Here is a 22,028-nt window from a genome sequence, read left to right as displayed (position 1 = left end):
TACTATGAACTATATAAAACTAAGCATTTACACGCTCCTCTTTGCTGTTTTATTGGTTAGCTGTAAACAACATGAAGATGCCAGAAGGCCTATTTCACAAGCTTCGGGGTCTTTTATGAAAAAATCAGTTGATCGTAATAAAAAATTAATAGCTGATGAAGAAAAGGTTATTAAGAAGATCATCAAAAGCAATCCGAAAGTAAAATATTACGCTACAAGAAAAGGCTATTGGCTTTCTTATGAAGAAAGAAATTTTACCGAAACGCAAACGCCACGTAAAGGTGATATTGCTTATTTCAATTTGGAAATAAAAGATATCAAAGGCAATATAATTTATTCAGAGGCTGACCTTGGTCCACAAACTTATCGTGTCGACAAACAAGAAATCATGATGGGATTACGTGACGGTATCAAACTAATGCGTAAAAATGAGACGGCAACTTTCTTATTTCCATCGCATATTGCATACGGATACCATGGCGACAACAAAAAAATAGGCCCTAATGAGTCCTTAATCTGCACAGTTACCCTACGCAATTTTGTTCCGGATCCTTCAGCTCCAAAAGCGGCAGTTCCAGCGACACAAACTCCAACAGGGCAAACTGCAGCTCCCACAACTCCTGGACAAACTCCAAAACCTGTAGCGGCAAAACCTGCACCAGTAAAACCCGCAACTCAAATTAAAAAAGATACAATAAACCCATAAAACAACATTTTAAAAATGAAAAAGAGTATTTTATTATTACTACTAGCCGTTACCTCATTTTATTCTTGTAAAGACGAGCATAGCAATTTACCAGATGGTTTATATGCTGACATTGAAACTAACAAAGGGCATATTATTGTTGAATTGGATTATAAAAAAGCACCAATTACAGTAGCAAATTTTGTAACCTTAGCAGAAGGTAAAAACGAATTTGTAACTAAGGAATACCTTAAAGGAAAACCTTTTTATGATGGTTTAAAATTTCACAGAGTAATTGAAGATTTTATGATTCAAACCGGAGATCCGGAAGGAACTGGTTCTGGAGATACCGGATATAAATTTAAAGATGAAATCACTGATTTAAAATTTGATAAAGGAGGCGTTCTGGCAATGGCTAATAACGGTCCCGGAACAAACAGCAGCCAATTTTTCATTACGCATGTTGAAACTCCATGGTTAGATGGAAAACACACTATTTTTGGTCATGTAGTTGAAAAAGGACAAGAAGTAGTAAATCAGGTAAAACAAGATGATAAAATTGTTACTGTAACCATCATCAGAAATGGTGAAGCAGCTAAAAAGTTTGATGCTGTAAAAGTATTTCATGATTATTTTTCAGAAATAGCAAAAGAACAAAGTAAATATGCCGGAGTTCAAAAAGAAAAAGTAGAGGCTCTTGCCGCTTTAAAAGCTAAAGCCACAAAAACAAGTACTGGATTAGAATATATAATTACTGAAAAAGGAACAGGAAAAAAACCTGCAACAGGAACTCAGGTTTACATTCATTACTCAGGCTTCTTAGAAAACGGAACTCTTTTTGATTCAAGCGTAGAAGAAGTTGCCAAAACTTTTGGAAAATTTGATCCGGCAAGAGCTGAAGCAAAACAATATCAGCCAATTCCTTTTACAGCAGGAAGTAAATCAGGTTTGATTCCAGGTTTTATTGAAGGAATTGAACAACTTTCATTTGGAGACAAAGCAGTTATTTTTATTCCATCTCATTTGGCTTATGGCGCAACCGGAGCTGGAAATGTTATTCCACCAAATGCTAATATTGTTTTCGAAATTCAATTATTAGAAAAACCACAATAATATATTTTAAAACTTATCAGAGACTTAAATTCGGAATACGATGAAATTTAAACTTCTATTTTTATTTTGCCTTGCAATAGTAAATATTCAGGCTCAGACAACAAAAAAACCTGTTGCTAAACCAAAAGCTGCACCAACAAAAACAGTTGCAAAAGCAGATCCAAATGATGGTATTTTTGCTACTATTGCTACAACAAAAGGAGACATTGTTATCTCTTTAGAATATGTAAAAGCTCCTGTTACTGTAGCTAATTTTATCTCTTTGGCAGAAGGTAAAAATCCTAACGTAAAAGTGGAAAAACTAAAAGGAAAACCATTTTACGATGGATTAAAATTTCACAGAGTTATCAATGATTTCATGATTCAGGGTGGAGACCCTGATGGGACTGGTGCTGGAGGACCTGGATTCGCATTTAAAGATGAATTTAGAGAAGAATTAAAATTTGACAAAGGCGGTATTTTAGCAATGGCAAATTCTGGGCCTGCTACCAATGGAAGCCAATTTTTTATTACGCATAAGGAAACACCTTGGTTAAATGGTAAGCATACTATTTTTGGACATGTAGTTTCTGGAATGGATAATGTAAATAAAATTGTTCAGGGTGATATTATGACAAAGATTACAATTACACGCAAAGGTGCCGCTGCTAAAAAATTCGACGCAGTAAAAGTTTTAGCCGATGACGTTAAAAAAGAAGAAGGTAAAAAATTAGAAGGACAAAAAGTTATCAAAGATAAAGCAGCGTATTTTGCAGCAACAAAAGCGAAAGCGACTACAACAGCATCTGGTTTAAAATATGTGGTAACACAAAAAGGAACTGGTGTAAAAGGTGCTGATGGATCAAACATTTACTTTCATTATGCAGGTTATTTTGAAGATGGAAATCTTTTTGACAGCAGCATGTCAAGTGTAGCAAAAGCTTATGGTAAATATGATGCGAGCAGAGATGCACAAGGTGGATATAAAGCTTTTCCTTTTACAGTGGGTAAAAAAGACGGAATGATTCCGGGATTCATCGAAGCTTTAGATATGATGACTGATGGAGAAAAAGCAATTTTCTTCCTGCCATCCAATTTAGCTTATGGAGAAAAAGGTGCCGGAGGCGTAATTCCGCCAAACGCGACTTTAATTTTTGAAATTGAAACGTATCAAAATCAACCTGCAAAGTAATTAATTCTGATTATTTTTCGCAAAAAACACAAAGCCATCAAATCACAGATTTTGATGGCTTTTTTATTTTAATCATTTTCAACATTCTGAGAAATCTTCAATTTAGAAGAAAAATATGCTTCTGAAACAATAGCAATAATACTGTTTGCGTCAATTTTCTGCTAAATCTTAAACAAAATAGCTTACCTTTGCCGGCTTAATTTTTTTAAAAAATAGATTCAGATGTCACAAAACAATGTATTAAAGGGAGTATTTTTAGTTGCTTTAGGAGCTACAACTTACGGAATGTTAGCCACTTTTGTAAAAATGGCTTACTCTGAAGGATATACAACTGCCGAAGTAACAACATCTCAATTTGTTTTGGGTATTATTGGAATTCTGTTAATTAATACCTTCCAAAAAATAAAAAATAAAGGTACTGCTGTAAAAGCGACTCCAAAAAACATTTTTAGCTTAATGCTGGCCGGAACTTCTTTAGGAATGACAAGTTTGTTTTATTATTTAGCTGTAAAATACATTCCGGTTTCTATTGGAATCGTTTTATTGATGCAAACGGTGTGGATGGGTGTTTTACTGGAGATGATTCTAGAGAAAAAATTACCTTCTAAGCAAAAAGTAATTGCCGTTTTCATTGTCCTTGTCGGAACTGTTTTAGCAACTAATATCATCAATAATGATATAAAATTAGATTGGAGAGGACTTGCCTGGGGAGTAATGGCTGCGGCTTCTTTCACTACAACTATGTTTACTGCAAATCGCGTTGCTACTGAAATATCATCGGCACAACGAAGTCTATATATGCTTTTAGGAGGTGCCGTAATTGTATTTTCATTTGCATTTGTTACTCAGGTAACACCATTTAATTTGGAAATTTTCATAAAATGGGGACTTGTGTTATCTCTATTCGGAACTATCATTCCACCAATGCTTATGAACGCAGGTTTCCCATTAACCGGAATTGGTTTAGGAAGTATTGTTTCTGCTTTAGAATTACCTGTTTCGGTAATGATGGCTTATGTACTTTTAAACGAGAAAGTGATCTTTTCTCAATGGGTCGGAATTGTTCTGATAATCCTGGCTATTATCATAATGAATGTAAATTTTAAACGCAAAAATTAGTTCATTTTATATACTATTAAAAAAAAGCCTCTTGTAATGTTATAATTGTTAATTTTTTTATAAATTCGTGATAAACAATACGATATCATGAATTTACCCTGGCATTTATATTTAATGGCTTTTTTGTATATAATTGCTGGAATTAATCATTTTAGAAATCCCGGAATGTACATCCGAATCATTCCACCCTTATTTAAAAACCCCAAATTAATAAATACTTTGAGCGGAGCTGCTGAAATAATTTTAGGCGTTCTCCTACTGTTTCCTTTTTCAAGAAGATTTGCTGCATGGGGAATTATAGCTTTACTGATTGCTATATTTCCTGCTAACCTATTCATGTTTCAAGATAAAAAAGCTGGTTTCGGCTTGCCAAAATGGATTTTATTTGTACGTTTGCCCTTACAAATTGTTTTGATTTATTGGGCTTACCAATATACATTCTAACATTAACCATTAAATTATTTTATTATGAAAAAATTATTTGCAGAATTTTTCGGAACCTATTGGCTGGTATTTGGAGGTTGCGGAAGCGCCATTTTTGCTGCCGGAATTCCTGAATTAGGAATTGGATTTGCAGGTGTAGCTTTAGCTTTTGGTTTAACTGTATTAACAATGGCTTACGCCGTTGGGCATATATCGGGTGGGCATTTTAACCCTGCCGTATCTTTTGGTTTATGGGCCGGAGGAAGATTTTCAGCAAAAGATTTATTGCCTTACATTATTGCACAATGTATTGGCGCAATTGCAGCAGCAGGAACGCTGTACACCATCGCATCAGGGAAAGCCGGTTTTGCAATTGACAATACTAAAGCAGGTGCTTTTGCCTCAAATGGTTTTGGTGCATTTTCTCCTGATGGTTATTCTTTACAGTCGGCTTTTATTGCTGAGTTTGTATTAACATTGTTCTTCTTACTGATCATTTTAGGAGCAACCGATAAATTTGCAAACGGAAGATTCGCCGGTATTGCAATCGGATTAGGTTTAACTTTAATTCACTTAATAAGCATTCCAATTACCAATACTTCTGTAAATCCTGCAAGATCATTATCACAAGCTGTTTTTGTTGGTGGAGAACCACTGTCTCAGGTTTGGTTATTTTGGGTTGCACCAATTTTAGGAGCGATTGTGGCTGGTTTTATTTATAAGTCATTGCTTCAGAATCACGACGCCGCATAATTTTTTACTCAATTATAAAATTTTAAGGGAAAATCAGATATATTTATATTTGATTTTCCCTTTTTTTATTGATTTATAAATTGCATTTGCCATGAATGAAATTATTTCTTATTTCAGTACAATTCCGTCTTCACACCGAAGCTTGATTTTGGTTGGGGGAATCACTGTTTTTTGGTTAATCGAGAATACGTTTCCGTTGTTTCAGATGCAATACAGAAAATGGCATCACGCCGGAATTAATTTTTTTCTGACCTTTACTACGATTATTATCAATTTTGTTTTGGCTTTTATCCTGATTAAAACCGCCAGCTGGACGACAGAAAATCATTTCGGAATTCTGCAATGGTTACCGGAAATCCCTATTTGGTTGTACACTATTATCGGATTACTTCTTTTAGATTTAATTGGCGCCTACCTGGCACACTTTGTTCAGCATAAAGTAAAATTTCTGTGGCGCTTTCATCTTATTCATCATACTGATACATGGATTGACACGACAACAGCCAACAGGCATCATCCAGGAGAAAGTATTATTCGTTTTTTATTTACGACTGCCGGTGTTTTAATCATTGGAAGTCCGATGTGGATGGTTTTTTTATATCAATCCTTATCTGTAGTAGCTTCTCAATTTAATCATGCCAATATTTCATTACCAAATAAATTAGATGTTTTTCTGAGTTATTTTATTGTTTCTCCAAATATGCATAAAGTACATCATCATTATGTTTTGCCTTATACCGATAGTAATTATGGTAACATTTTTTCTGTTTGGGATCGGCTTTTTGGCACTTTTACAACGCTGCCAAAAGAAGAATTAATATATGGAGTCGACACGCATATGGCGGCCGAAGAGCACAACAAATTGAAAAATCTGCTACAAATTCCGTTTCAAAAATCAAGATCAATAAAAAACAGTTAAAATCATTAAAAAAAACATCCCAGATCGAACCAACTAATTATTTTTTTTATTAATATTGATACTTAAATTGAAAATCAATCTATTAATCATTAACCCCTATTTTGAATTAATTTTCACGTGATGAAAAAGAGTAACCGCAAAGAGTTGAGCTGGGAACAAACAGAAAAACTTGTTTCGCTAGCCTTGGAAGAAAGAAATCCATTTGAGATTATTAAAAAAGAATTTGGATTGGCAGAAAAAGAAGTTTTGGAAATCATGAAAAAGAAAATGCCGCTTGAAAAATTTGAAATGTGGAAAAAGAAGGCAATTGCAAATAAACCAAAACCAAAACCCGTTAAAATAGACGATTTTGATGAAGATTTGGATGGGAAATATTATATAAAAAATAAACTCGACTAGCATAAAACTCCTGAATTTCAGGAGTTTTTTTTTATATTTATCTATTTTTATCTAAGTATTGTAACAATTTTCCATTTTATCAGTCAAATACACATAACTAAACGCGAACAAATGAAAAAAATTATTTACACCTTAGCTCTTGCTGTAACACTATGGAGCTGTAAAACAGGTAGTACATCAGGTGCTGCAAAAAGCAATACCGTAGATGTAAACATCAATCTTGTCGATGTAAAAGACGACAAAGTTTTGGTAACTGTTACTCCTCCTGCAATTAAAACTGACGAAATTATCTACAGTATCCCAAAAACAGTTCCGGGAACTTATTCTACAGATAATTACGGAAAGTATTCTGATGGTTTTAAAGCTTTTGATGCTAAAGGAAATGAATTAACGGTAAAAAGAATTGACGATAATTCATGGTCGATCTCGAATGCAAAAACATTAAAAAAAATCACTTATTTAGTTGGAGATACTTTTGACACTGAAAAAGGAACCGGATTTGGTAATGACGACGTTTTTTCACCGGCAGGAACGAATATCAATGCAGGGGTTAACTTCATGGTTAACACACATGGTTTTGTAGGTTATTTTAAAGATAAACTAGATGTTCCATATAATGTTACGATTACGCACCCTGAAACATTGTGGGGAGCAACTTCAATGACTGATGAAGATGCAAGCAAAACAAGTGATGTTTTTAAAACTTCTCGTTATGCTATCTTGGTAGAAAACCCAATTATGTATTCTAAGCCAGATTATACTACATTCAATGTTAACGGAATGGATATCTTAATCGCTGTTTATTCTCCAACAGGAAAATTTACTGCAGAAAGCATTACTCCGGAAATGAAAACGATGATGACGGCTCAGAAAAACTTTTTAGGAAAAGTAAATGCTACTAAAAAATATACTGTTTTATTGTATTTGTCAAGCATGGCTAAGGATGACGCACACGGTTTTGGAGCTTTAGAGCATCCAACTGCAACTACAGTTGTTTTACCTGAATCGATGCCAAAAGAAAAATTGGTAGAATCAATGAAAGATGTTGTTTCTCATGAATTTTTCCACATTGTGACTCCACTTACTGTTCACTCAAAAGAAATCCAGTATTTTGATTATAATGCCCCTCAAATGTCTGAACATTTATGGATGTATGAAGGTGTAACGGAATATTTTGCCAATCTTTTTCAAATCAATCAGGGATTAATTAATGAAGCAGAATTCTATACTCGTATAGCAGATAAAATTGAACAGGCAAAAGGCTTAAATGATACAATGTCGTTTACTGTAATGAGTAAAAATGTTTTAGAGCAGCCTTATAAAGATCAATACTTAAACGTATATCAAAAAGGAGCTTTAATCGGAATGTGTATTGACATTATCATCAGAGAAAAAAGCAACGGAGAAAGAGGCATTCTTGATTTGATGCATAAGCTATCCAGCGAATATGGTGTTGAAAAACCATTTAATGATAATGAGCTTTTCGCTAAAATTACCGAATTGACTTACCCTGAAGTTGGTGAATTCTTAACTAAATATGTGGCAGGAACTACTCCAATTCCTTACGATTTCTATTTGGCAAAAGTAGGGGTTACAAAAGCGACTGAGAAAAAACCAGGATCAATTTTCATTAAAGGACAAACTCCTTATATTGGTGTTGACAAAGCAACGAAAGCTATTAGTGTGCGTGCTGATATTGACCTGAACGTATTCTTTACTAATTTAAACCTTAAAGGTGGTGATGGAATTGTTTCTATTAACGAGAAAGCTTACACCTTAGATAATATCTATGATTTAATTGGAGAAAGTGAAAACTGGAAAGAAAATGATCCTATCACAGTTAAAATAAAACGTGCCGGTGTTGAACAAACCATTAAAGGAACTGTGAAACTACCGTACGAAGAAACAGAAACTTTTAAAGCAACAGATGCTTCTAAAGAGAAACTTAAAAATGCATGGTTGAAAGGATAATTTCCATTTAATGAACAAAAAAAACCGACAAGTGATTGTCGGTTTTTTTGTTTTGTCATCCTGAGAAACGAAGGATCGCACGAGAAACTCTACAAAGGATCTCGACAATCTTTGTCGACAAACTTGTGTGATCCTTAGTTCCTCAGGAAGACAATATTGCGTTTATTTCTTTACTGGAAATTTCCAGGCAAATTCATCTTTTTCATTGATAATTGCACCAATCTCGAATTTCACTACTTCATCAAATTCAGTTTGAAGAATAAACCAATTGTCCTCATTAAAGTAATTTTCAAAAGTATCAAAAGTTTCCTGAGTGTATTTTGTGATTCCTTTTGTTGCTAAATCTTTCTTTACATCTGCAATTTTTCTTCCGATAATCTTGAATCCGAAAACCTCTAAATCATTGCTTGATGCTACTAAATAACCTAATTTCAGTTCTTCTTCTTCATAAAATGTCAATCTGATTTTATGTGAATTATACACAAAAATCACATTATCATCTTCGTCTTTATAGTTTTTATCAGGTTTGCCAAAAACAGCTGTAACATCATTTTGCTTCATTCCGAAAAGCAATTTATCAATTCCTGATTTTAGATTTATTTTCATAATTCGTGTCTTTTATTTGAGGTGCAAATTTCGTGAAGTTTTTTGAAACTCTGTAACGTTTAGCTTTTTATTAATTTTGATAATTCTTTTTATTCGGTTTACTGCTCATATAAAACGTAATTTTTCCTCCATTCATAACATCTGCATGTCTCAGGAAAGGTTTCGACAATTCTTTTCCGTTTAAAAGTACTTTGCTCACAAAAACATTTTTATCCGATTGATTCACCGTTTCAACTTCAAATTTCTTTCCGTTTTCTAAATTAAAAACAGCGTTTTTTACTAACGGACTTCCTAATGCATATTCATCAGAGCCCGGTGCCACCGGATAAAATCCTAAACTACTGAAAATATACCAGGCACTCATTTGCCCGAAATCATCATTTCCTCCTAAACCATCGGCACCATTTCGGTACATTTTTTTCAGGATCATTCTAATTTTGTCTTGTGCTTTCCATGGAGAATTGGTCCAATTATACAAATAAACCACATGATGAGATGGTTCGTTTCCGTGAACGTAATTCCCGATGATTCCTTCTCTGGTAATGTCTTCTGTATTTTCAAAATATTTGTCTGGCAAATGCATATTGAATAACGAATCTAATCGAACATTGAATTTATCATTTCCTCCCATCATTTTAATCATTTCGGCCGGATCCTGAGGTACGTACAAACTGTAATTCCATGAATTTCCTTCAATAAAACCTTGTCCGTGTGTATCTAATGGATCAAATTCTTTTTTGAAAGTTCCATCATTTAATTTAGGGCGCATGAAACCTGTTTTGGTATCGTAAACGTTTTTATAGTTTTTAGATCTTTCGATGAATTCATTATAAATTTCGGTTTTACCTAATTTCTTCGCAGCCTGAGCAATTGCCCAATCATCATAGGCATATTCTAAAGTTTTAGAAACCGAAGAACCATTTTTATCCTCAGGAACATACCCCATTTTCATATAGTATTCCAATCCATCATAATAAGGTACTTTTGCTGTGTTAACACAAGCCTGAAGTGCTTTTTCCGGATCGAAGTTAATATTGCCTTTCACAATCGCATCGGCCACGACAGAAACCGAATGATACCCAATCATACACCAATTTTCATTAGCATAATGCGACCAGATTGGCAGCATTTTATGCACACTTTGGTCTGAATGCGCCAACATTGAACTCACCATATCTGAGTTTCTTGTTGGTTGAACAATATTGAAAAACGGATGCAATGCTCTATAAGTATCCCAAAGCGAATAACTCGTATAATTTTTAAAGTTATTTGCCTTATGAACGTTCATATCCAAACCTTTGTAATTTCCATCTAAATCCATGTACTCTGTCGGACCTAAAAAGGCGTGGTACATTGCAGTATAAAAATTCACATAATCTTCTTTTTGAATGGCCTCAATCTGAATTTTATTCAACTCGTTATTCCAAACTTCCTGACTTTGTTTTTTTACTTTTTCAAAATCCCATCCCGGAACTTCTTTCTTCATGTTTTCTAACGCTCCGGCGGAACTCACTGGAGATAAAGCCATTTTGATTTTGATTTTCTCTCCTTCTTCGGTATTAAAATCAAAAAACAATTTTAGATTTTGACCTGCCATTTCCGGGAAATTTTTGGTTTGATCAAATCTTCCCCAAAAACCTCTGTAAACGCTTTTTTCCTGTGCAGCCTGCCCGTAACTCTTAATAGGTTTACTGAAAGACATGGCAAAATAAACCGTTCTGGTTCTTGCCCAACCATTGGTTTGTCTATATCCGGTAATTAAAGTATCGTTTTCAACACGAACAAATGTCCAGACATTCTTTTTATCGTAATTGTAAATTCCCGAAGTTAAATCTAGAATAATATGCGCCTCATCTGACTTTGGAAAAGTATATTGATGCATCCCAACTCGTGTCGTAGCTGTCAATTCTGCTTTGATGTTATGATCTTCTAGAAGAACGCTGTAATAAGCGGGTTCCGCTTTTTCGGTTGTATGAGAAAATGCAGAACGATAACCAGAATGTGGCTTTGAAGCCACTCCCGGATTCAATTGCAATTTACCAGTCGTTGGCATAATTAAGAAATCGCCTAAATCAGAATGTCCTGTTCCGCTGAAATGGGTATGACTAAAACCAACGATCGTTTTATCTTCATATTGATATCCGGCACAATATTTATAGACCTCACCGTTGTATTTTCCGTTTAAGCTATACGCAATCGTATCGGTTTCTGGACTTAATTGCACACTTCCAAAAGGCACTGTTGCACCAGGATAAGTATGCCCCATTTTTGCAGTTCCAATCATAGGATCTACATACTGAATCAAATTTTGTTTTTCACTTGTTTTTTTCTGAGCATTGGCAACATATCCAAGCATTAAAAATGACAATCCAAAAAGAATCTTTTTACAATTTATGCTATTCATTGGGTGTTTTTTAAAATCATTATTTTTTTTAACAAAACAATATCAGGTATTTACTAAAACGTTTTATCAATACTTTTAGATCAGAAAAATACAATAAAATATGCTTTTTAAAAAATATAAATTTATTTGTGCTAAAAAGGTTTTAAATATCTTTGATTCACTAAAAATGTAATACTATTCATGAAAAATTATATTTTCACTCTGCTTCTTTTTTCTACTACATTTATTTATGCGCAAAAAGTAGAAAGTTACAGACTTACAAAAGAACAAATCACAACACGAGAACTGGAAGGCGTTTCAGATTTTCCGATCTTCAAAGCCTTTGAATATAGTGATAAAGGCGGTGTTTATGAACTGCTTTTATGTGAAAATCAAAAGACAATTAGTAAAAAAGACACACTAAATACCAAAATACAAGCCATTTGTACCATCAATGATCATGGGGGTTTTCTTGAAAAGTGGCGAATAAACGATCTGCTTGAAATTACAGAACCACAAGAAACCAACATCTGGTTTTGGACAAAATATTGCAGTACTAAAGATCTTGATGGAGATGGTTATATTGAACCTATTATTATTTACGGAACAAGAAATGAAGACGACGAAATAAGCCGTGTTAAAATCATTACCGTTTACAAAAACAAAAAATATGTAATTCGCGCAGTTGAATGTGTTTTCGATGACTGCAGAAGTTTTAAAAAGGATGCCAACTGGAATTTATTACCGCAGAAAATAAAGACTTATGTAGATAACTTAGTTGAGAAAATAAGAAAAGATCAAGGGTTATTACTGAAAAATGGGTAAATGATTCATGACAATGGCAATGGCAATATCAAATTCAATTTTCTTTACTGGACTTAACTGGACTGAAGTCCAGCCCTACAATATTGGTCGAGCCTACGGCTCTTTTTTATAGCTTTTGCTTTAGATTTTCTTTTACTTCTTCAAACCATTCGTTTCTCAGAATACTCAAAACAATAGAATCGCGGCGAACGTTACTGTTTGCGGTTGGCATATGGCTTCTTAAAACGCCTTCGACTTTACAGCCGATGCTTTTCATAGCAGCGATACTTACTTCGTTATTATTATCGGCGCGGAATTCTACTCTTTCTAATCCGAGGGTTTCGAAAGCAAATTGAAGCAATAAGAATTTACAATGTTTGTTAAGACCGGTTCCTCTAAAGGCAGAGCCGTACCAGGTGTAGCCTAATTGTAAGGTTTTATATTGAAGCTGAATATCATAAAAACGTGTCGAACCAGCGTACTTTTGAGATTTTTTATCAAAAACAATAAACGGAAATTCTCTTTTTTCTTCTCTTGCTTTTATAGCAGATTGAATATAAGTGATAAGGTTTTCTTTTCCGTCTGCTCCTACTAAAGAATATTTCCAGGTTTCTGGTTCGTTGATAGAGATTTCTAATAAATTATCGAAATCTGACTCCTGCAAAGGACGCAATAATACCAAATCGTCTTCTAAAATAATATTGTCTGAGAAACTGAAATTATATTCTTGAATCATTCTTTTTATAGTTTTTTGAAGTTCTTGGCGAATCGCTGTGAAGTCTTTGTACAACTTTGTGTAATAGTTTATTTCGCAGAGATTCGCTAAGATTTCACGAAGCTACGCAAAGAAAAAATTTACTCACTCATTTCGTCGTAACGTTCCGGCACTTGCGGATCGTACAACGGACATTTGAATTCTTCCATCAAAGCCACTAACTTATTCATGGTTTTTCCTTCAGTGCCGTAGCAATCAATCTTGATGCTTTGTGGGGTTGAAATAACCTGGAACGCACCTTTTCCTTTAGTATTTTGCCAGCTGTTTTCATCTACTTTCTCCCATTCTGAGAATACAGAAGCGATCCGGTTAAAAATTACCTCGACAGGAAGTGTTTCTAATCCATCAACTTCTTCTTTTTCAAGAAGTGCTTCGTAGACTTCGTGATGATTTAAATATATCTCATCTAAATATCTCCAAAAAAGTAGCTCGTACATAACTCTGGTGTTTTTAGCCCCGATAGCAGTGGAAATCCTTTTGTGTCCGCCGCGGCGGACACAAAAGATTGTAACGGATAGCGGGATTAGCTCCTAAAAAAGCAAATTATTAATAAAAAAGGTCCTGTTGAAACTCCAGTATAAAAACCTTTGCAACTCAGAACCTCTGGACCTTTGTAACTTAAAAATTAATATTCGAATGTTCCGTATTCGCTCGTAATTGTCAACTTCTTAGCATCAGCTGCTTCTACTCTACCAACGATTTGTGCATCGACATTGAATGATTTTGAAATCGCAATAATATCCTGAGCAATATTTTCAGGAACATAGATTTCCATACGGTGACCGCAATTGAAAACCTGATACATTTCTTTCCAATCTGTTTTTGATTGTTCCTGAATTAACTTGAACAATGGTGGAACCGGGAATAAATTATCTTTTATAATGTGTAAATTTTGAACGAAATGAAGAATTTTAGTCTGCGCTCCTCCACTGCAATGTACCATTCCGTGAATTTCGTTTGGCGTATAAGTATCTAAGATTTTCTTGATAATTGGCGCGTAAGTTCTCGTTGGAGAAAGTACCAGCTGACCCGCGTTTATTGGGCTGTTCTCCACTTCATCCGTTAGACTCACCTGACCTGAATAAATTAATTCTTCAGGAACAAGAGCATCGTAACTTTCAGGATATTTTTTAGCTAAATATTTTCCGAATACATCGTGACGTGCCGATGTCAATCCGTTACTTCCCATTCCGCCATTATAGCCTTTTTCGTAAGTTGCCTGACCAAAAGATGCCAAACCAACAATTACATCGCCTGCTTTAATATTGGCATTATCAACAACATCGCTGCGTTTCATACGAGCTGTTACGGTAGAATCTACAATAATAGTACGAACTACATCTCCAACATCGGCAGTTTCTCCACCTGTTGAATGAATGGTTACACCGAAAGATTTTAATTCGTTGATTAATTCTTCAGTTCCGTTGATGATAGCCGAAATAACTTCAGCAGGAATTAAGTTTTTATTTCTTCCTATAGTAGAAGAAAGCAAGATATTATCTGTTGCACCAACGCATAATAAATCATCAATATTCATGATTAAAGCATCCTGAGCAATTCCTTTCCAAACAGAAATATCACCGGTTTCTTTCCAGTACATATACGCCAGAGACGATTTTGTACCGGCTCCATCAGCGTGCATAATTAAGCAATGATCTGAATCCTGAGTTAAGTAATCAGGGACAATTTTGCAGAATGCCTGAGGAAATAAACCTTTATCAATATTTTTAATGGCGTTATGTACGTCTTCTTTTGATGCTGAAACACCTCTTTGTGCGTACCTTTTGCTAGAATCTGAACTCATGAAAATTAGTTTGTGTTGATGTGGTGCAAAGATAATCCCTTTTTTTAATTCTTTGATTGATTCGGATGTTTGATTGATAAAAAAATCACGAAGTTATCTTCGTATCTTAATCTAAAAAACAAAACCCACCTGTTTAAGATGGGTTTTAGTCTAATTATTTTATTAATTACTTTGTAAATAGTAATTCTCTGTATTTAGTAAGTGTCCAGCTTTCGTCGTCTACTAATAATTCTAATTTATCACAGTGATTACGAATATCCTCAAAATAAGGTTTTACCTTATTACAGTACACTTCTGCCATTTTTTGGGCATCTGTCAATTGATTTGCTTTTTTACGTTCATTCGTCATGGCCAATACTTTAGAATTGATTCCTTCAATATGACCAGAAATTTCTTTGATCAAAACGATTTGCTCTTTGGCAATGGTTTCGAATTCTTTTCCGAAAATCTCTTTTAGACCTTTTACGTTCTCGATTAATGTATTTTGGTAACGAATCGCTGTTGGAATAACATGATTTCTGGAAATATCGCCTAAAACTCTTCCTTCAATCTGAATTTTTTTAGTGTATTCTTCCAATTCAATTTCGTAGCGAGCTTCCGCTTCAACATGATTTAAGATTCCTAATTCATCAAACAAATCAAGTGCTTGCTTAGAAACTTTTGCTTTAATAGCTTCCGGAGTAGTTTTAAAGTTACTTAAACCTCTTTTCGCTGCTTCTTTCTCCCAGGCATCGCTATAACCGTCACCTTCAAAAAGTATTTTCTTAGATTGTTTAATGTATTCTCTCAAAACATTAAAGATGGCGTCATCTTTTTTCATGTCTTTCGAATCGATCAAATTATCTACTTCTATTTTGAAATCTTTCAATTGTTTGGCTACAATCGCATTCAACGTTGTCATCGCGTTCGAGCAGTTTGCATTTGACCCAACCGCTCTAAACTCAAATTTATTTCCTGTAAAGGCAAAAGGAGATGTTCTGTTTCTGTCTGTATTGTCTAAAAGAACGTCCGGAATTTTACCTACAACATTTAGTTTTAAATCGGTTTTTTCTTCAGGAGATAATTTACCGGTTGTTACACTTTCTAATTCAGATAAAACCTTGGTTAATTGTGCACCAATAAAAACAGAGATGATAGCCGGTGGTGCCTCATTTGCTCCTAACCTGTGATCATTACTTGCTGTTGCAATAGAAGCTCTTAATAAAGTTTCGTAATCGTTAACCGCTTTTATGGTATTAATAAAGAAAGTCAAAAACTGTAAATTACTCATTGGTGTCTTACTCGGACTCAACAAATTAACTCCGGTATCCGTTGCCAATGACCAGTTGTTGTGTTTTCCTGAACCGTTTACGCCTTTGAAAGGTTTTTCGTGGAATAACACTTTAAAATCATGGCGCTCTGCTACTCTTTGCATTACATCCATTAATAAGGAGTTGTGATCTACGGCAAGATTTGTTTCTTCGAAAATAGGTGCCAACTCAAACTGATTTGGTGCCACCTCGTTATGACGTGTTTTTACCGGAATTCCCAACAACATACATTCCTGCTCTAAATCTCTCATGTAAGTTAAGGCACGAGTTGGAATAGATCCAAAATAATGATCATCTAATTGCTGTCCTTTTGCAGAAGTGTGACCTAATAAGGTTCTTCCTGTCATCATTAAATCAGGACGTGAATTAGCCAAAGCTTTATCAATCAAAAAATACTCTTGTTCCCAACCTAAAGTTGCGGTAACCTTTTTTACATTTTTATCAAAATAACGACATACTTCAGTAGCCGCTTCATCCATAGCGGATAAGGCTCTTAATAGCGGAATTTTATTATCTAAAGCTTCACCTGTATACGCAATAAAAACAGTTGGAATACATAAAGTTGTACCATATATAAAGGCTGGAGAAGTTGGATCCCAGGCGGTATAACCTCTGGCTTCAAAAGTATTTCTGATTCCTCCATTCGGGAAACTTGATGCATCAGGCTCTTGCTGAACCAATTGAGCTCCTCCAAATTTTTCTACAGGATCACTTCCGTCATAAGATGTTTCAAAAAAAGCATCGTGTTTTTCTGCCGTTGTTCCCGTAAGTGGCTGAAACCAGTGTGTATAATGCGTAACACCTTTGGCCAAAGCCCATTCTTTCATTCCCATGGCGATATAATCTGCCAGTTTTCTGTCTATTTTAGTTCCGTGCTGAATCGCATCTCTAACTCCCTTTAAAGCATCTGAAGTTAAATATTGCTTCATTGCTTTCTCATTGAATACATTTGAACCAAAAATGTTAGACTTTCTATCAATTTCTTCAAAATGTACTGGCTTTCTTGTCGAAGCTTCTTTTAAAGCTTGGAAACGTAATGTTGACATGTATATAAGTTTAAAGATTCGTAATAAATTTCACTAAAAAAAGAGGAACAAATATAAGCAATAAAAGAGGCTATTTAAAAGATATATTTTAGAAATTAATGTGGTAATATTTCAATAGAAGCTCGTTTTTACAAAGAATAATGACTTCAATTTAAAGAAATGTAACAAAATACACCGGTATTATTCATTAAATAAACATTTTTTCATAATTCCTTAACTCAGAAATTCAAAAAACTCCCGTAATTATTACGAATTTATTTTTTTATAGTGTTAAAAATTGCTTTTTTAAAAATATACCCCCATCTAAATTGCGCTTCTCTAAAAAATTATACTCCGTAAAACAAAATAGCCCCCTAATTTTTAGGACTAAAAAAATAAATCTATATTTGACCCAGCGAAAAAAAACAAAAAAATAAATTATATTATTATGGCTAAAATTAAGTTAGAGTACATTTGGTTAGATGGATATGAACCAACTCAAAATCTTAGAAGTAAAACTAAAGTTGAAGAACACGAAAATTTCAAAGGAACATTAGAAGAACTTGGAAACTGGTCATTTGATGGTTCATCAACAAAACAAGCAGAAGGTGGTTCTTCAGACTGTCTTTTAGTTCCTGTTGCAATTTACCCAGATCCAACACGTATTAACGGATATTTAGTTATGTCTGAAGTTATGTACGCTGATGGAACACCACACCCTTCTAACGGAAGAGCTACAATTGATGATGATAATGAAGATTTTTGGTTTGGTTTCGAACAAGAATATTTCATCATGGATACTAAAACTTTATTGCCATTAGGTTTCCCTGTTGGAGGATATCCTGCTCCACAAGGTATGTACTACTGCTCTGTTGGTGGAAAAAACACTCACGGAAGAAAATTAGTAGAAGAGCATGCTGACTTATGTATCGCTGCCGGAATTAACTTTGAAGGTATTAACCAAGAGGTTGCTTGCGGACAATGGGAGTTCCAATTATTCGCTAAAGGTGCTAAAAAAGCCGGAGACGAAATTTGGGTTGCTCGTTACTTATTAGATCGTTTGACTGAGAAATATGGTTACTATATTGAATATCACCCGAAACCATTAGGAGATACAGACTGGAATGGTTCAGGTATGCATGCTAACTTCTCTAACGAGGTGTTAAGAACATGTGGAGATCAGGCAACTTACGAAAGAATTTGCGAGGCTTTCCGTCCTGTTACTGCTGAGCACATTGCTGTTTACGGAGCTTACAACGACCAACGTTTAACTGGTAAACACGAAACTGCATCTATCCACGATTTCTCTTATGGAGTTTCAGACAGAGGATGTTCTATCAGAATTCCTTTGATGACTGTTCAAAAAGGGTGGAAAGGTTGGTTAGAAGACAGAAGACCAGCTTCAAACGGAGACCCATACAAAATTGCTGCAAGAATTATCAAAACTGTTAAATCAGCGCTATAATTTAAAGCTAATATTATACTGAAAAGTGCCATCTTAATTGATGGCACTTTTTTTTATTTACACATTTCTTCCTTCAATTTTATGATAAGAGTCATTTTTTTCAGAAGCTAATCCCGCTATCCGTTGCAATCTTTTGTGGCGAACCCCGCCACAAAAGGATTTCCACTTCTATCGGGGCTAGGGCAGTCATTTTCATAAGAATATTTTCCTTAGTTTGTCATTTCGGAACGAGGGATGACAAAAATGCGAAAACTAAATTACACAGAAATTTAATCGGTTTTAAAACCTTATAGTTTCTAAATTCGACGGTAATTTTCTAATAATTTAATTTTTAAGTTAAACTTCAAAACCTATCTTTGTAAATCATTTAAAATTATCTCATAATGGTTTGGATTTTCTTTTTATTGGCCGTAATTATTATTCTTGCTTTAGATTTAGGCGTTTTCAACAAAACACCTCATATCATTAGTACTAAAGAAGCAAGCAAATGGACATTGATTTGGGTAACACTGTCATTTGCCTTTTCAGGAGTTATCTACTGGCTTTATACTACAGATTATATTGCCAATCCAGATGGCCTTAAACCTGCAGTCGCTTCTATGAAGTTTATTACAGGTTACTTAATTGAATTATCCTTAAGCGTTGATAATATTTTTGTGATCGCCATTATTTTTGCTTCGTTTAAAATCCCACAAAAATACCAGCACCGTGTTTTATTTTGGGGAATTCTTGGAGCGATTGTTTTCCGTGGATTAATGATTTTCTTCGGAGTAATGTTGATCAATAAATTTACCTGGACTACTTACTTATTTGGTGCATTCTTAATTTTTACTGCTTTAAAAATGTTGTTTTCTGGTGAAGATGAAGATTTTCATCCAAAAGATTCTTTCGTATACAAAACATTAGGAAAAATTATTCCGATTACATCTGAAACAGATGGCGAGAAATTTTTCATCCCGACAAAAACTGCAAAAAGAGCCGCAACTCCATTGTTCGTTGCCTTAATTGTTATTGAAGTAATGGATGTTTTATTTGCTGTTGATAGTGTTCCTGCAATTCTTGCTATTACTTCTGACCCGTTTTTAGTGTTCAGTTCTAATATTTTTGCGATTCTGGGTTTACGTTCTATGTACTTCTTCCTGGCAAATATGCTGGCGAAATTCAGTTACTTAGAATACAGCCTTGTTGCCATTTTAGCTTTTGTTGGATTAAAAATGATTCTACACGATTTCATCCACGTTCCCGAATGGGCTTCTTTAGGATTTATTGCACTATCGCTTTTAGTGGGAATTTTGGTTTCTCTTAAATTTGGTAAGGAAAAAGAACTAACAGATTTGGATTTGGATTAATTCTGAAATATATATTCATAAAAAAAGGAGATCAATTTGATCTCCTTTTTTTATTCAATTATAAATTAATTGTTTTGACTTTGCTATCATCAATATTATATTTTGAAATAACCGTTTTGTAATCAGAGTAATCCTCCTTATTAACTGATTTGTTACTAATTTGAGGATCTTCACCCGGAACTATTACAATACGAAATTTTTGATTAGTTCTTAAATTAGTTGGGACAGTATTTAATTCGAAGCCTTCTAAATAGAGTTCAAAATCCACTCTGGTAAAATTAAACTTATAAGTAAAAAATAAAGAACCATCGTCATAATAATGTGATTCTGGTATTTGAGTCCAAATGGTACCTCCATTTGTTGCTACTCCAGTCGCTCTGTAAGCCAAAACTACATCGCCAGGATAAAGGGTAAAACCAAAATCAATAATCTCTCCATCTCCATTCAAAGCAAAATTAACATTATTAACATCAATAACCTGAGCAATTAATCCATCCGCTCCCGGAACTCCCGGAGGTCCTTCTGGTCCTTCACAGCTTGAAAATGCAACTAATCCAACAACTGCAAAAAGGGTAAGTATCTTTTTCATAATATTTGTTTTTTTAAGTTTTATATATAAAGGTACTTCCAAAAACCAAACCAAAAAATAAATTACATAATTTTTTTCTTAATCTTTTTATACTATTTTGCATTTCACTCCATCTTTTAAAATATAATACTTTAACAATCAAAGGCTAATATTAAAAAAACTTCAAAAAAAAGCATCCGATTTTAACGGATGCTTTTAAATAAAAATTTATAAAACACTATATTAAGCTAATTTGCTCTAAATAACAAAAGGCAGCTATTTAGTTGTTTTACTTTTAAACAATATTTTACTGAAAAATAAAGCGTGATAAGGCAATGAATTATCCCAGTAATCCCACGTATGAGCACCAGGACGTTCTGTATAATCATGGTCTACCTTATTATAAACCAATCTTCGGTGTAATTCACGATTGGGTTCTATTAAAAAATCATCAACGCCACAATCTATAATCAAAGGCAATTTATTTTCTTTGATTTTATCCAGCATGTTCATGACAGCATATTTTGCGTACATTTCAGAGCTATCACTTTTATCTCCAAATACAGGCTGCATTAATTTGACAACCTGAGCTGATGATTCGCGATTTAGCATTGTACTCATATCTACTGCCCCACTCATACTTCCGGCAGCACAAAACAGATCCGGATGTTTGGCTGATAAATAAAGTGCGCCGTGTCCTCCCATCGAGAGTCCGGTGATTACTCTTCCATTTCTATTGCTAATGGTTCTGTATGTTTTATCTACTTTCTGAATCACCTCCTGGGTAATAAATGTTTCAAACTGACTCTCTTTATTTACCGGGCTATCCAGATAAAAACTAAAAGTTTCACCTTCCGGCATTACGATAATCATATTGTATTGATCAGACAATCCCTGAACTAGTTTTTTGTTTGGAGTATTTTTTAACCAATCATTAAAATGCCCGTAAGCACCATGAAGCAAATACATTACCGGATAAGCCGTTTTACTTTTAGCATAAGAATTTGGCAATACAACTGCAGCTTTGTAGGTTTTGCTCATTGCTGTACTGGCAATTTGTAATGTATCAACTTTTGCTGCATAGCTCAGAGACGAAATGCATAAAAAAGCTGTAAATACTAAAATTTTAAAGTTTTTCATATTGGTATTTTTTTGATTAGGGATTGTAAATATAGTTTTTTCAGGATAAATTATATGAAAAATCCGACCCATTTTTTGTACTGAAAAAGTTTGCCACAAATTCACGAATTATTCTTTATTATTATGTGATAAGGTTTAGTATAAATTACACGAATTGCTAATGATTAAAATAAGCTTAATTTTTAGAATACACCTAAGTTAGGTCAAATTTTAGCCGCAACAATAAAAGATTTAATTTGTGCAATT

Annotated in this window: 20 protein-coding genes; 12 read left to right on the top strand and 8 right to left on the bottom strand. The window is 34.2% G+C overall.

Going from position 1 to position 22,028, the window contains the following annotated elements; translation table 11 throughout:
- The first annotated feature begins 4 nt into the window (after positions 1 to 4).
- The 9 genes from gldI to IRZ99_RS00370 all read left to right on the top strand — a co-directional run bounded on the left by gldI (position 5) and on the right by IRZ99_RS00370 (position 8,553).
- The gene (gene gldI / locus IRZ99_RS00410; protein ID WP_194655397.1) at positions 5 to 706 is read left to right on the top strand and encodes a gliding motility-associated peptidyl-prolyl isomerase GldI; all 702 of its coding nucleotides are present in this window, start codon (positions 5 to 7) and stop codon (positions 704 to 706) included.
- 15 nt (positions 707 to 721) lie between these two features.
- The gene (locus IRZ99_RS00405) at positions 722 to 1,798 is read left to right on the top strand and encodes a peptidylprolyl isomerase (protein WP_194655396.1); all 1,077 of its coding nucleotides are present in this window, start codon (positions 722 to 724) and stop codon (positions 1,796 to 1,798) included.
- 40 nt (positions 1,799 to 1,838) lie between these two features.
- On the top strand, positions 1,839 to 2,969 hold the full coding sequence (locus IRZ99_RS00400; protein WP_194655395.1) for a peptidylprolyl isomerase: 1,131 nt from the start codon (positions 1,839 to 1,841) through the stop codon (positions 2,967 to 2,969).
- Positions 2,970 to 3,191: 222 nt separating this feature from the next.
- Complete coding sequence (locus IRZ99_RS00395) at positions 3,192 to 4,088, top strand: DMT family transporter (protein ID WP_194655394.1); 897 nt, start codon at positions 3,192 to 3,194, stop codon at positions 4,086 to 4,088.
- An 87-nt stretch (positions 4,089 to 4,175) separates the two neighbouring features.
- Complete coding sequence (locus IRZ99_RS00390) at positions 4,176 to 4,532, top strand: DoxX family membrane protein (protein ID WP_194655393.1); 357 nt, start codon at positions 4,176 to 4,178, stop codon at positions 4,530 to 4,532.
- 24 nt (positions 4,533 to 4,556) lie between these two features.
- Positions 4,557 to 5,264 carry an aquaporin Z gene (aqpZ, locus tag IRZ99_RS00385; protein ID WP_194655392.1) on the top strand — a complete coding sequence of 236 codons (708 nt, stop codon included), beginning with the start codon at positions 4,557 to 4,559 and terminating at the stop codon, positions 5,262 to 5,264.
- Positions 5,265 to 5,355: 91 nt separating this feature from the next.
- Complete coding sequence (locus tag IRZ99_RS00380; protein ID WP_194655391.1) at positions 5,356 to 6,183, top strand: sterol desaturase family protein; 828 nt, start codon at positions 5,356 to 5,358, stop codon at positions 6,181 to 6,183.
- 120 nt (positions 6,184 to 6,303) lie between these two features.
- Entirely contained in the window at positions 6,304 to 6,582 is a 279-nt protein-coding gene (locus IRZ99_RS00375) for a DUF2805 domain-containing protein (RefSeq protein WP_042563191.1), read from the top strand.
- A gap of 111 nt (positions 6,583 to 6,693) precedes the next feature.
- On the top strand, positions 6,694 to 8,553 hold the full coding sequence (locus IRZ99_RS00370; protein ID WP_194655390.1) for a peptidase M61: 1,860 nt from the start codon (positions 6,694 to 6,696) through the stop codon (positions 8,551 to 8,553).
- A 162-nt stretch (positions 8,554 to 8,715) separates the two neighbouring features.
- On the opposite strand, the gene IRZ99_RS00365 is transcribed toward IRZ99_RS00370, so the two are convergent.
- Together IRZ99_RS00365 and IRZ99_RS00360 are read right to left on the bottom strand one after the other, a co-directional pair.
- Positions 8,716 to 9,159 (bottom strand): hypothetical protein, encoded by a 444-nt coding sequence (locus IRZ99_RS00365; protein WP_194655389.1) that lies wholly within the window; start codon positions 9,157 to 9,159, stop codon positions 8,716 to 8,718.
- Between the two features lie 70 nt (positions 9,160 to 9,229).
- Positions 9,230 to 11,515 (bottom strand): GH92 family glycosyl hydrolase, encoded by a 2,286-nt coding sequence (locus tag IRZ99_RS00360; RefSeq protein ID WP_228519010.1) that lies wholly within the window; start codon positions 11,513 to 11,515, stop codon positions 9,230 to 9,232.
- 228 nt (positions 11,516 to 11,743) lie between these two features.
- On the opposite strand from IRZ99_RS00360, the gene IRZ99_RS00355 reads away from it, so the two are divergent.
- Positions 11,744 to 12,367 carry a M949_RS01915 family surface polysaccharide biosynthesis protein gene (locus IRZ99_RS00355; RefSeq protein WP_194655387.1) on the top strand — a complete coding sequence of 208 codons (624 nt, stop codon included), beginning with the start codon at positions 11,744 to 11,746 and terminating at the stop codon, positions 12,365 to 12,367.
- A gap of 106 nt (positions 12,368 to 12,473) precedes the next feature.
- Here IRZ99_RS00355 and IRZ99_RS00350 read toward each other — a convergent pair whose 3' ends face one another.
- From IRZ99_RS00350 to IRZ99_RS00335, 4 genes are all read right to left on the bottom strand, one after another.
- Positions 12,474 to 13,082: a GNAT family N-acetyltransferase gene (locus tag IRZ99_RS00350; RefSeq protein ID WP_194655386.1), complete on the bottom strand. Its 609-nt coding sequence runs from the start codon at positions 13,080 to 13,082 to the stop codon at positions 12,474 to 12,476.
- 119 nt (positions 13,083 to 13,201) lie between these two features.
- Entirely contained in the window at positions 13,202 to 13,558 is a 357-nt protein-coding gene (locus IRZ99_RS00345) for a hypothetical protein (protein WP_026981965.1), read from the bottom strand.
- A gap of 188 nt (positions 13,559 to 13,746) precedes the next feature.
- Positions 13,747 to 14,925, bottom strand: coding sequence for an AIR synthase related protein (locus IRZ99_RS00340; protein ID WP_194655385.1), 1,179 nt, complete (start codon positions 14,923 to 14,925; stop codon positions 13,747 to 13,749).
- Positions 14,926 to 15,091: 166 nt separating this feature from the next.
- Positions 15,092 to 17,281, bottom strand: coding sequence for a glutamine synthetase III (locus IRZ99_RS00335; protein WP_194655384.1), 2,190 nt, complete (start codon positions 17,279 to 17,281; stop codon positions 15,092 to 15,094).
- Between the two features lie 427 nt (positions 17,282 to 17,708).
- Here IRZ99_RS00335 and IRZ99_RS00330 point away from each other — a divergent pair, with 427 nt between their 5' ends.
- Both IRZ99_RS00330 and IRZ99_RS00325 read left to right on the top strand, forming a co-directional pair.
- Positions 17,709 to 18,725, top strand: coding sequence for a glutamine synthetase beta-grasp domain-containing protein (locus IRZ99_RS00330; RefSeq protein ID WP_072971733.1), 1,017 nt, complete (start codon positions 17,709 to 17,711; stop codon positions 18,723 to 18,725).
- A 380-nt stretch (positions 18,726 to 19,105) separates the two neighbouring features.
- Positions 19,106 to 20,074, top strand: coding sequence for a TerC family protein (locus tag IRZ99_RS00325; protein WP_194656115.1), 969 nt, complete (start codon positions 19,106 to 19,108; stop codon positions 20,072 to 20,074).
- A gap of 58 nt (positions 20,075 to 20,132) precedes the next feature.
- Here IRZ99_RS00325 and IRZ99_RS00320 read toward each other — a convergent pair whose 3' ends face one another.
- Positions 20,133 to 20,663, bottom strand: coding sequence for a hypothetical protein (locus tag IRZ99_RS00320; protein ID WP_194655383.1), 531 nt, complete (start codon positions 20,661 to 20,663; stop codon positions 20,133 to 20,135).
- Positions 20,664 to 20,918: 255 nt separating this feature from the next.
- The gene (locus IRZ99_RS00315; protein ID WP_194655382.1) at positions 20,919 to 21,782 is read right to left on the bottom strand and encodes an alpha/beta hydrolase family protein; all 864 of its coding nucleotides are present in this window, start codon (positions 21,780 to 21,782) and stop codon (positions 20,919 to 20,921) included.
- Positions 21,783 to 22,028 lie beyond the last annotated feature (246 nt).

Origin of the sequence: Flavobacterium sp. LC2016-12, assembly GCF_015351595.1 — a bacterium.
GTDB lineage: Bacteria > Bacteroidota > Bacteroidia > Flavobacteriales > Flavobacteriaceae > Flavobacterium.
The sequence above is the reverse complement of the archived record's forward strand: the minus strand, read 5'-3'. Positions and strand labels throughout refer to the sequence as shown.

What these genes read in the sequence shown, in the direction of transcription:
- gldI (WP_194655397.1), top strand. Translation starts at nt 5, where the DNA reads ATGAACTATATAAAACTAAGCATTTACACGCTCCTCTTTGCTGTTTTA.
- IRZ99_RS00405 (WP_194655396.1), top strand. Translation starts at nt 722, where the DNA reads ATGAAAAAGAGTATTTTATTATTACTACTAGCCGTTACCTCATTTTAT.
- IRZ99_RS00400 (WP_194655395.1), top strand. Translation starts at nt 1,839, where the DNA reads ATGAAATTTAAACTTCTATTTTTATTTTGCCTTGCAATAGTAAATATT.
- IRZ99_RS00395 (WP_194655394.1), top strand. Translation starts at nt 3,192, where the DNA reads ATGTCACAAAACAATGTATTAAAGGGAGTATTTTTAGTTGCTTTAGGA.
- IRZ99_RS00390 (WP_194655393.1), top strand. Translation starts at nt 4,176, where the DNA reads ATGAATTTACCCTGGCATTTATATTTAATGGCTTTTTTGTATATAATT.
- aqpZ (WP_194655392.1), top strand. Translation starts at nt 4,557, where the DNA reads ATGAAAAAATTATTTGCAGAATTTTTCGGAACCTATTGGCTGGTATTT.
- IRZ99_RS00380 (WP_194655391.1), top strand. Translation starts at nt 5,356, where the DNA reads ATGAATGAAATTATTTCTTATTTCAGTACAATTCCGTCTTCACACCGA.
- IRZ99_RS00375 (WP_042563191.1), top strand. Translation starts at nt 6,304, where the DNA reads ATGAAAAAGAGTAACCGCAAAGAGTTGAGCTGGGAACAAACAGAAAAA.
- IRZ99_RS00370 (WP_194655390.1), top strand. Translation starts at nt 6,694, where the DNA reads ATGAAAAAAATTATTTACACCTTAGCTCTTGCTGTAACACTATGGAGC.
- IRZ99_RS00365 (WP_194655389.1), bottom strand. Translation starts at nt 9,159, where the DNA reads ATGAAAATAAATCTAAAATCAGGAATTGATAAATTGCTTTTCGGAATG.
- IRZ99_RS00360 (WP_228519010.1), bottom strand. Translation starts at nt 11,515, where the DNA reads ATGCTTGGATATGTTGCCAATGCTCAGAAAAAAACAAGTGAAAAACAA.
- IRZ99_RS00355 (WP_194655387.1), top strand. Translation starts at nt 11,744, where the DNA reads ATGAAAAATTATATTTTCACTCTGCTTCTTTTTTCTACTACATTTATT.
- IRZ99_RS00350 (WP_194655386.1), bottom strand. Translation starts at nt 13,082, where the DNA reads ATGATTCAAGAATATAATTTCAGTTTCTCAGACAATATTATTTTAGAA.
- IRZ99_RS00345 (WP_026981965.1), bottom strand. Translation starts at nt 13,558, where the DNA reads ATGTACGAGCTACTTTTTTGGAGATATTTAGATGAGATATATTTAAAT.
- IRZ99_RS00340 (WP_194655385.1), bottom strand. Translation starts at nt 14,925, where the DNA reads ATGAGTTCAGATTCTAGCAAAAGGTACGCACAAAGAGGTGTTTCAGCA.
- IRZ99_RS00335 (WP_194655384.1), bottom strand. Translation starts at nt 17,281, where the DNA reads ATGTCAACATTACGTTTCCAAGCTTTAAAAGAAGCTTCGACAAGAAAG.
- IRZ99_RS00330 (WP_072971733.1), top strand. Translation starts at nt 17,709, where the DNA reads ATGGCTAAAATTAAGTTAGAGTACATTTGGTTAGATGGATATGAACCA.
- IRZ99_RS00320 (WP_194655383.1), bottom strand. Translation starts at nt 20,663, where the DNA reads ATGAAAAAGATACTTACCCTTTTTGCAGTTGTTGGATTAGTTGCATTT.
- IRZ99_RS00315 (WP_194655382.1), bottom strand. Translation starts at nt 21,782, where the DNA reads ATGAAAAACTTTAAAATTTTAGTATTTACAGCTTTTTTATGCATTTCG.